The sequence below is a fragment of the Gelidibacter sp. genome, from assembly GCF_039916245.1.
Taxonomy (GTDB): domain Bacteria; phylum Bacteroidota; class Bacteroidia; order Flavobacteriales; family Flavobacteriaceae; genus Gelidibacter.
The window spans coordinates 1-9,856 of the sequence record NZ_JBDSLS010000124.1 but is presented as its reverse complement, the minus strand read 5'-3'; the positions used below and the strand labels follow the sequence as shown (position 1 = coordinate 9,856).

8 protein-coding genes, 1 tRNA gene and 1 pseudogene are annotated in these 9,856 nt (G+C 36.3%); 5 read left to right on the top strand and 5 right to left on the bottom strand.

Annotated features, from left to right (window positions below):
- The first annotated feature begins 75 nt into the window (after window positions 1-75).
- The 3 genes from ABIQ28_RS06380 to ABIQ28_RS06370 all read left to right on the top strand — a co-directional run bounded on the left by ABIQ28_RS06380 (window position 76) and on the right by ABIQ28_RS06370 (window position 3,369).
- A complete protein-coding gene (locus tag ABIQ28_RS06380) occupies window positions 76-663 on the top strand; it encodes a DUF2911 domain-containing protein (protein WP_348036042.1) in 588 nt (195 codons plus the stop codon).
- A 59-nt stretch (window positions 664-722) separates the two neighbouring features.
- Window positions 723-2,471, top strand: coding sequence for an efflux RND transporter periplasmic adaptor subunit (locus ABIQ28_RS06375; RefSeq protein WP_348036041.1), 1,749 nt, complete (start codon window positions 723-725; stop codon window positions 2,469-2,471).
- 721 nt (window positions 2,472-3,192) lie between these two features.
- Window positions 3,193-3,369 carry a histone H1 gene (locus tag ABIQ28_RS06370; protein WP_348036040.1) on the top strand — a complete coding sequence of 59 codons (177 nt, stop codon included), beginning with the start codon at window positions 3,193-3,195 and terminating at the stop codon, window positions 3,367-3,369.
- A gap of 511 nt (window positions 3,370-3,880) precedes the next feature.
- Here ABIQ28_RS06370 and ABIQ28_RS06365 read toward each other — a convergent pair.
- From ABIQ28_RS06365 to ABIQ28_RS06350, 4 genes and pseudogenes are all read right to left on the bottom strand, one after another.
- Window positions 3,881-4,303 (bottom strand): CBS domain-containing protein, encoded by a 423-nt coding sequence (locus ABIQ28_RS06365; protein WP_348036043.1) that lies wholly within the window; start codon window positions 4,301-4,303, stop codon window positions 3,881-3,883.
- A 156-nt stretch (window positions 4,304-4,459) separates the two neighbouring features.
- Window positions 4,460-4,933 (bottom strand): annotated as a pseudogene (locus ABIQ28_RS06360) (DUF21 domain-containing protein); the annotation flags it as partial.
- A gap of 620 nt (window positions 4,934-5,553) precedes the next feature.
- Window positions 5,554-5,949, bottom strand: coding sequence for a DUF1232 domain-containing protein (locus tag ABIQ28_RS06355; protein ID WP_348036039.1), 396 nt, complete (start codon window positions 5,947-5,949; stop codon window positions 5,554-5,556).
- 651 nt (window positions 5,950-6,600) lie between these two features.
- Window positions 6,601-6,685 (bottom strand) — tRNA-Ser (locus ABIQ28_RS06350).
- 177 nt (window positions 6,686-6,862) lie between these two features.
- On the opposite strand from ABIQ28_RS06350, the gene ABIQ28_RS06345 reads away from it, so the two are divergent.
- Together ABIQ28_RS06345 and ABIQ28_RS06340 are read left to right on the top strand one after the other, a co-directional pair.
- The gene (locus ABIQ28_RS06345; RefSeq protein ID WP_348036038.1) at window positions 6,863-7,492 is read left to right on the top strand and encodes an NAD(P)H-dependent oxidoreductase; all 630 of its coding nucleotides are present in this window, start codon (window positions 6,863-6,865) and stop codon (window positions 7,490-7,492) included.
- A gap of 68 nt (window positions 7,493-7,560) precedes the next feature.
- Window positions 7,561-8,754, top strand: coding sequence for a DegT/DnrJ/EryC1/StrS family aminotransferase (locus tag ABIQ28_RS06340; protein ID WP_348036037.1), 1,194 nt, complete (start codon window positions 7,561-7,563; stop codon window positions 8,752-8,754).
- Between the two features lie 207 nt (window positions 8,755-8,961).
- Here the strand turns inward: ABIQ28_RS06340 and ABIQ28_RS06335 are convergent.
- Window positions 8,962-9,856: 3,4-dihydroxy-2-butanone-4-phosphate synthase (locus tag ABIQ28_RS06335; protein WP_348036036.1), on the bottom strand; the 895-nt coding region annotated here is incomplete at its 5' end.

Genomic DNA, 9,856 nt, shown 5'->3' with positions numbered 1-9,856 from the left:
GCTATGAGTTTTAGCTCAGTTTCTGTTATTGCGAATGCCTTAAGATTAAGAACAATTAAAATATAACTATAAAAAATGAAGCATTTAATCGCATTACTAGTGGTGGCCCTTTCGGTTTTGAGTTGTAAAAACGAACCAAAACAGAGCAATCAAAATGATCATCAACATCATAATTCTTCTGCAAATAATGATGACGGAAACAAAAAGAAAGTTTTAAGTCCACATACATCAGCTATGGCCATGATTGGCGATGCACACGTTCATATCGATTATTCATCTCCTGGGGTCAGAGGACGGATTATTTTTGGAGGTTTAGTAGGTTACGATAATGTATGGCAAGCTGGTGCGCATTATGCGACATGGATTGAAACGGATAAAGATTTAACTATTGCCGGTGAAAAATTACCAGCTGGAAAGTATGGCTTCTTTACAATTCCATCTAAAAGCGATTGGACCATAATGATCAACAAAAACTGGGACCAACATGGTAAGGATGAGTACGATGAAAAGGAAGATGTGATTCGCTTCAAAGTAACGCCAGAAATCTCTGAAGACATTCAAGAACATTTGGAGTATAAGATAACTGAAACCAGTGATAATTCAGGTATAATAAGTATGAGTTGGGAAAAAGTAAAAATCGAATTTCCTTTTGCCATTAATTAAGACCAAAATTAATAGAAGCATTTATCTAACAATCAGAAAACAATAAAAAATAAATAAAAATGAAAAAGAATATTATATACATAGCAATTGCCTTAGTTGTTGGTGTGCTTGGAGGATTTTTGCTGTTCGGTGGTGGCGCTTCGGGGAAGCCTGCAGGTAGTGACAACCACAATCATTCGGGAGAAATTGCTACTAATCAAATGTGGACTTGCTCCATGCATCCACAAATCATGCAACCCGAACCTGGCGATTGCCCTATTTGTGGCATGGACTTAATACCAGCTGATGCAGGTGGCGAAGGCCTTGCCATGAACGAAATAAAAATGACAAAGAATGCCATGGCTTTAGCTAATATCCAAACGGTTATTATAGGAAACGCAACAAGTACTGATGGGAATACCTTGTTGCTCTCAGGGAAAATTATGGCTAACGAAGAAGCCAATGCCGTGCAAGCCAGTTATTTTGAAGGCCGTATAGAAAAGTTGAATGTCAATTTTACTGGCGAAGAAGTTCGCAAAGGGCAATTACTGGCAACCATTTATGCGCCAGAATTGGTTGCCGCACAACAGGAGCTTTTGACAGCAGCTTCTATGAAAGCCTCACAACCCGCTTTGTATAATGCCGTGCGTAATAAATTAAAACTGTGGAAGGTTTCAGAAGAGCAAATCAATCAAATTGAGACTTCAGGAAAAGTACGCGAAAACTTCCCGATTTATGCGACAGTTTCTGGAACCGTTTCAGAAAAAATAGCAGAAGAAGGGGATTATGTGAAACAAGGACAACCGATTATTAAAGTCAGTAATTTGGGAACGGTTTGGGCCATGTTTGATGCTTATGAAACACAACTTTCGCAGCTTAAGAAAGGGCAGAAAATCATAGTAACTACTAATGCTTATCCAAATAAAGAATTTGAAGCGACAGTAGCTTTCATCGACCCAAGTTTAAATACGCAATCCAGAACCGTTTCAGTAAGAGCAACTTTAAACAATAAGGAAGGTATTTTGAAACCGGGAATGTTTGTTACCTCAAAGGTGGAATTGTCAAAAAGCACAGCCAATGAATCGCAAATAAGAGTTCCTGCTTCTGCAGTCCTTTGGACGGGAACGAGATCGTTGGTATATGTCAAATCAAATCCTAATGAGCCAATTTTTGAAATGCGCGAAGTAACCTTGGGAGCAAAAAATGGTGACGTTTACACGATTGTTGACGGACTTAAAAACGGGGAGGAAGTGGTAAGTAATGGTACCTTTACAGTAGATGCCGCAGCACAGCTTCAGGGCAAAAGAAGTATGATGAATTCAGAAGGGCATGCGGAGCTTGATCCTAAAAACTATCTTGCCAAAACTGAAAGACTAACAGTGTCCTCAAAGTTCCAAACGCAGTTGAAAGCGGTTTTTGACAATTATATGATCATCGAAAAAGCCTTGGTAAACGACAATTCGGAAATGCCTAAAAAAGCTGCTGGTGACTTACTCAAAAGTTTGCAAAATGTTGACATGAAGCTTTTAAAAGAAGAGCCAGCACATAGCCATTGGATGAACCTTGAAAAGGAACTGAAAAAGTCCGCTACTGAAATCTCTAAAACTTCTGATATCAAAATGCAAAGAGACCATTTCATTCAGCTTTCGGCACATTTGATCAATGCGGTTAAAACCTTTGGCATAAACCAAAAAGTGTACGTCGATTATTGCCCGATGGTAAATAATGATGTCGGCGCATTTTGGTTAAGTACCGAAGAAGAAATCCTGAATCCATATTTTGGTGCGAGTATGCTGAGATGTGGAGAGATTTCGGATGAAATAGAATAGTTTTTTATTTAGATGAAACTTGTAAAAGGCCGATAAACATGAGTTTGTCGGCTTTTGTACTTTACAATTTATTAAAATTCTGCATAACGAATAATTCTTACTTGTTGCCATTATTATCAAGACTTTTATAGCAGAGGTCATCCCTCGTTTAAATTATTGATGGTATTATATTATCGTTATCCAAAACGTTTCATTTACCATGAAAATTTTACTGCTGAATATTTTATGATAATAAAGGTTGCTTTCAATTGAAAAGCGAGGCGTTTTTGTGGGACAACCTAAGAAACTTCGTCTTTCGAATTAATGTGTGAACACTGAAGATTCATGCTCAAAATTAGAATTTACAACCCACTCAGCCCAATGCCGCTCCATTCCGCGAAAAGCTCACATACGTTCAAAGCGCTTCATTAAAAAGTCTTGGACACAATTCCAAAGTTTACGATTTTCATTCCTATTGTCCGCTCATTCACGTAAAGATCAGGACGCAATCCAACATTATTCTCAAGGTTACCTCTGATTTAATCCTACCAGGAAATCGTTTAAGTAGTCCAAAGCCTAAGTATAACTTCGGCAATCAGTGGAGATTAGTTTAAGAGAAAAGTTAGAGACATATAAAGAAAACCATTATAGTTGCGACTTGTGGTCGTATTTTTATGTTAAAGACAGTTGTATTTACAACGAATAACTATATTTTCGGCTTTTTAAATAAAATTTAAATCTTATGAAAGAACTTATTGAAAACATGCAAAACACTTTTGAGTCATTTGAAAATGATGCTAAAATGCAATTAGAAAGTGGAAACAAAGCTGCAGGAACAAGGGCAAGAAAATCGTCGTTAGCTTTGGAAAAATTATTAAAGGAATTCCGTAAAGTCTCGATTGCTGATTCTAAAAAATAATCAAAGTAGTCATCTCATTTTTAGTTAATGAGATGACTGTTTTTAATTCATTAAATTTAGAGGGACCATCTCAAAGAGAGGGTGAGTACAAAATTTCATTTAATCTGAGATCGAAAATAAGTACAGATATCACTAGCCCATTGGCGCTCCATTCCACGAAAAACTCGAATACGTTCAAATAGCATCATTAGAAAAGTCCCCGACCCAACTCTAAAGTCTACGATTTTCATTCCACTTGCCCGCTCATTAACGAAAAAAGTCGGGAAGCGCGAAAACCCTATTTTAGTTTATCTCAATACAGACATTGCAATATGCAACTTTGAAGTCACGTCCGATCAACTCCGGTAGAACGATAACTTTTCATTTTTATAACACGGAAACACATTCCTCTTCATTACCAGAAAAGCTCCATTTCTGGAAAAGAGCTTGCTTGAAAATTCTTTTTTGTCATTTCTGAAAAAGTTTCATTAGTTGAGAAACCACATATGAGCCTGGATAACGTTTACTTATGTTATTCTTCATTTTTCAAGTGCTCATATTTTTTTTGTTTTTCTTGCCACCTTTTCAATGCGTACTGTTGCATGTCCTCAATCTTGTCTTTTTCATCTACAATCTCAAAACCAAGTAATGTTTCTATGATATCTTCAATTGTTGTAATGCCATCCATACCACCATATTCATCAACAACTAACGAGATGTGTTCTTTTTGGAGCAGTAGTTGTTCCCAAGCCTCAAAGAGAGTTATATTTTTTGGAAAAGTGGTAATATCACGTTTAATGTCTTTAAGTTTTAAACCAAACTGATCTTCAGCTAATTTTTCAAATACTGATTCACGGAAAATATACCCGGTTATGTTGTCCTTATTTTCTTGAAATATTGGAATTCTTGAAAAATGTAAAAATTCTTTATTTTTTAGAAATTCTTGTAAAGTCATTTCCTCATTTGCCGTTACGACAACAATTCGAGGAGTCATAACAGTTTTTATTTTCAAACCTTTTAATTTTATTAAGTTCTGAATGATTATATTTTCTTTATCCACAAATATACCCTCTTGGGTACCGATACTTGCTAATGCTGAAATTTCCTCCCTGCTAGTTGTTAAATTAGGTTTTTCTCTTGATAACATTTTTGTTAGTATAGAAGAAAGACAGACTAATGGATAAATAATAATAATCATCCCTTTAATAATTTTGGATGAGATGCCGACTAATTCCTTGTTATAGTTTGTACCTATTGTTTTTGGTATAATTTCAGTCAAAACTAAAATTAAAAGCGTAAATGTGGCAGAAACAATCCCGAAATACGCGTCTCCAAATAAAACTGTAGTTTGGGCACCGACTCCAGCCGCTCAAACGGTATGTGTCACAGTGTTCAAAGACAATATTGCCGATATGGGTTTATCAATGTCTTCTTTTAGTTTTAACATGGCACTTGCATTTTGGTCTCCAAATTCAGATTTTGATTTCAAAAATGAAATGGGGATAGATAATAAGACGGCTTCCACAATGGAACATAAAAATGAGATTAGTAGCACAACTAAAAGATAAATTAATAATAGTGTCATAGGGTTATTTAGCTTTTTTCAATTTTAATTTCAACGGCATTTTTTAAGAAATTGTCCTTGTTATTAAGATGAAATTAATGAAATATCTATCCCTTGATACTTCTGAGAGGTATGTGTATCAGTTATATAACAAAGATAAGCGATTTAAATGGTTTCGAGTTTATTAAATGAGCTCTCATTTTAAAGGTCAAAAAACAGCCACCAAAATCAACATTAGAATAAATAAATTTAATGTCAGTGGTAAACCAACCTTAAGAAAATCGCCGAATTTATATTTGCCAGGTCCAAATGCGAAGATGGTTCAAATGGAGCAATCAAGGACTTGAATAATTTAAACGGCAATTGCAAAAGTGGGAGGGTGGGCATGTAAAAGACTAATTGGCTTGGCTGATTTGGAAATTATTTTCAACAATTAAGGCTTGATGGCAATTTTCGAAAGGATTTTCAATAGTCGAATCGACTCAATTGAAATCTAAAGGAGAGAAAAAAAACAACCATAAAAAAATGTCTTTCTACTAACCTATCCCAATGGATAAAGAATGGACGGTGTACGGATAAAGCATGGATCCTGTATGAAACAAATATTTCAGGATTGATTGTAGGCTTCCCCATTGCTGTGGTTAGTGCTTTCCGCTTTGTTTTTCATAAATTTTAAAAGCAACGTAAATAATGCAAATCCAAAATATAATTATTAATATAGCAAAAAACCAATTGTTCTTTTTAATTTTTTCAGGATTAGTCTTTAATTCTTTTTTGGCATCCGATAGTACTATTTCAGGTATCAATTTAATGGAAATACTTATTAGTATTGGAACTATAATTAAATCATCAAGTAGTCCTAAAATGGGTATTAAATCAGGGATTAAATCAATTGGACTTAATAAATATCCAACTGTCAAGCCAATTAAGAGTTTTGCAATAAGAGGTGTTCGTTTATCCGAATATGCAATCCTCAAAATATGAACTTGGCTTTTTAAGATTTTTACTTTAGCCTTTAATTTGGTCAATATTTTCAAATGTGATTTTTTTTAGCATTAACCACAACCTTCATGTATAAGAATAGTTGTGGGTTTGTATGTGAAGACTTTCCGCAGGAATATCAGACGCAGCAAACGTGAAACTACCTTTGTTTTAGCATTAAAGCGCAATTGTTTCTACACGGTGTGCCTGTTGCACAACTCTGTTGATAAAGTTAATTGAATAATACATTATCGGGCGAATAAAATCATAATTTGTTTATATGCAAGGCAAAAGGACTTATCAAAAAAAGTTGTTCACCCGATTTTTACTGAGTGAATGCGTTCCCGAGCACAACTTCTACCGCAGCTCAAAAGTGTACTGGATTTAAACTACCTGCACAAAGCGACCGCACCCCCTTTTTTATATAGACTAACAACAATTTATGCGTAATCTTAAAATCCCACAACTTTTTGACTTGATCCAATTTTTGTTTAAATACAAAAAAATAAACAAATCATTATGAATTTAAGTTGCTATTTATCAATAAGTTATATGGTATTCGGTGTCACTTGGGAAGTCTTGCAAGTGACACCGAATGTGCCCCTTATAAGTTGGTGTTATTTGTGATTAATTACTATTTGTGAAAATTAAAAAACCCGATAAACGTAGTGTTTATCGGGTTTTAGTGGAATTTGATGCATTCCTTGCGGAGAAAGAGGGATTCGAACCCCCGGAGGTATGACCCTCAACAGTTTTCAAGACTGCCGCATTCGACCGCTCTGCCATTTCTCCAAGCGTCTCATCAGGTATGCCCTGAATGCGGGTGCAAATATAGAAACCTTTTTCAATTCTGTCAAATAAAATGTCACTTTTTTATTAAATTAATTTAAGCATTGAATTAATTTATGGAAATGTCCTGAAATTGCCATTCGCATCCCTTATTTTTGCTAGGATTACAAATTGGTACCCATGAGCATTATAGAAAGTTTAAAATGGCGTTACGCCACCAAAAAGTTTGATCCCTCTAAGAATCTTTCCGCTGAAAAGCTGCACATCCTTAAGGAGGCCTTTAACTTAACGGCAACTTCATTTGGCTTGCAAACCATTTCTTTGGTTATTATTGAGAATAAAACCTTACGAAACCAATTATTGGAAGCCGCATATAATCAGCGTCAAGTAGTGGATGCATCCCATTTATTGATTTTTTGTATTAATGACACCATTAATGAAGAACATGTGGATGATTTGTATGATAACATTATTCATTTAAGACAAACTCCAGAAACTATTTTGGAGCCTTACCGAAACGATCTGAAGTTGATGATGCAAAACATGTCGCAGGAAGAACAACAGGAGTGGTCCATCAAACAGGTTTATATTGCCATTGGTAACCTCATGACGGTCTGTGCGGTGGAGCGTATAGATTCGTGTCCGATGGAGGGTTTTGATAGAACGCAATTTGATGCTATTTTAAATCTCAAGGACAAAGGACTTAAATCTGTTTTGTTATTGCCAGTAGGGTATAGAGCAGAAGATGATATGTTTTCAGGATTTAAAAAAGTGCGAAAAAAGTTGCATGATGCAGTTTTGGAAATCTAAAACTTAATTGCTTTTGACTCCAGTTTTATAAATGTTAAATTTGTTTTTATTTAAAAATTTCGATTGATATGCCAGGATTTGAATTATTTGGAAGTGCCGAACGTAAAGAGGTCAATGATGTATTGGATAGCGGCGTGTTGATGCGTTATGGCTTTGATGGCATGCGCAACGGCCACTGGAAGGCCAAAGAACTCGAGGTTGAATTACAATCGGCCTTCAAAGCCAATCATGTGCAATTGGTGTCCAGCGGAACGGCGGCAGTTTCTGTAGCCCTAGCTGCGGCAGGAATTGGCGCAGGAGACGAAGTTATTATGCCGTCCTTTACATTTGTGGCAAGTTTTGAAGCCATTATGATGATGGGTGCAACACCAGTTTTAGTGGATATCGATGATACTTTGACCTTAGACCCTAAGGCGGTTGAGAATGCGATTTCGTCTAAAACAAAAGCCATTATGATCGTGCATATGTGCGGTAGTATGGGCGATATAGATGCGCTACAAGCCATTTGTGATGTTCATAACCTAATTCTTATTGAAGATGCCTGCCAAGCCATTGGTGCCACCTATAAAGGACAGCCTTTGGGAAGTATTGGTCATTTGGGCTGTTTTTCATTTGATTTTGTAAAAACAATTACTTGTGGCGAAGGTGGAGCCGTGGTAACTAATAATGAGCAATACTATATTAATTCAGATCATTATTCTGATCATGGTCATGACCATCAAGGCACTGATAGGGGCGCAGAAGGTCATCCATTTATGGGCTATAATTTTAGAATTTCAGAACTGCATGCCGCGGTGGGATTAGCACAGGTACGACGTTTGCCAGATTTTTTGGCCATTCAAAAGAAGAATTATACAATCCTGAGAGAAGCGTTGGCTTTAATTCCAGAAGTTACGTTTAGAACGGTTCCTGAGGGCGGTGAAGAAAACTACGGATTTTTAAACTTTTTCCTTCCCGATTTGGAAATTGCCAGAAAGGCTTCACAAAACTTGAAAGCTGCCGGTGTTGATGGCTGTTTTCACTATTTTGACAATAATTGGCATTATGTCCGAAAGTGGGATCATTTAAAAGATGTAAAGAGCTTATTTCCGATTTCTGCGGAAGTGAAAGCAGGATTAAAATATCTACAAACAAAAACCTTTGCCCAATCTGATCACTTTATTGGACGAAATATCTCGTGCCTGATCAAATTATCCTGGACAGAAGAAGAAGTCAAAGCACGCGCTTTAAAGATGGTTGAAGCTATCAAGATGAGTTTGTAGTTGATTAAGGTTTAGCTGAAAAATCTATTTATAATCACGTAACCATAGTATTAAACATAAAAAAGGATTCAGAACTAAATTGGTTCTGAATCCTTTTTCTATTTAGTTAAGATTTACTACTGTTCTCTACAAACTATTTTATACCCTCTAAAAGTGGTCTTGATTCTTGATTCTAAAAGCGAAGCGGTCTTAATTCTATGTCAACAATTAATAACTCACATAATCCAAAATCTCCAAACCATAGCCAATAATCCCGACACGTTTGGTGTGTTCACTATTGGACATCAACAATAATTTGTGAATGTTAAGGTCGTGCAGAATTTGTGCGCCAATTCCAAAATCTCTGTTGTCCATAGCAATGCTTGGTGCTTTGATGACATCAGTATGATTCTGTTCTTGTTTTAATGTTTTTAATCTATTCAATAAATCGGTAGATTGATTTTGCTGATTGATAAAAAGGATTGCGCCCTTGCCGTCATCATTGATCAGCTTGAACATATCGTCCAATTTCTTATCGGCGTTATTGGTCAAAGTACCTAGAATATCATTATTAACCAAGGTAGAGTTCACTCTGGTCAAAACAGGCTCATTGGTTTTCCAAGCACCTTTGGTCAGTGCAATATGAACTTGATCATTGGTGGTTTGTTGGTAGGCTCTCAATCTGAATTTGCCAAAACGAGTTACAATTTCGAAATCTTCTTTCTTTTCAATTAAAGAGTCGTGCTGCATTCTATAAGCTACTAAATCTTCTATCGAAACAATTTTCACGTCAAATTTCTCTGCAACCTTCATGAGTTCCGGTAATCGTGCCATCGTGCCATCATCATTCATGATTTCTACAATCACCCCTGCTGGTTGTAGGCCGGCCAAACGTGCAAAATCTATAGCTGCTTCCGTATGTCCTGTACGTCTTAACACGCCACCTTCTTTAGCAACTAAAGGAAAAATATGTCCTGGTCGTCCTAATTCAAAAGATTTGGTATCAGGATCAATAAGGGCTTTCACTGTTTTTGCCCGATCACTAGCTGAAATACCAGTCGTCACTCCATTCCCACGTAAATCCACCGATACCGTAAAAGCGGTCTCCATCGGATCGGTGTTA

Coding starts and splice junctions, on each gene's coding strand:
- ABIQ28_RS06380 (WP_348036042.1), top strand. CDS start 76: ATGAAGCATTTAATCGCATTACTAGTGGTGGCCCTTTCGGTTTTGAGT.
- ABIQ28_RS06375 (WP_348036041.1), top strand. CDS start 723: ATGAAAAAGAATATTATATACATAGCAATTGCCTTAGTTGTTGGTGTG.
- ABIQ28_RS06370 (WP_348036040.1), top strand. CDS start 3,193: ATGAAAGAACTTATTGAAAACATGCAAAACACTTTTGAGTCATTTGAA.
- ABIQ28_RS06365 (WP_348036043.1), bottom strand. CDS start 4,303: ATGACTTTACAAGAATTTCTAAAAAATAAAGAATTTTTACATTTTTCA.
- ABIQ28_RS06345 (WP_348036038.1), top strand. CDS start 6,863: ATGAGCATTATAGAAAGTTTAAAATGGCGTTACGCCACCAAAAAGTTT.
- ABIQ28_RS06340 (WP_348036037.1), top strand. CDS start 7,561: ATGCCAGGATTTGAATTATTTGGAAGTGCCGAACGTAAAGAGGTCAAT.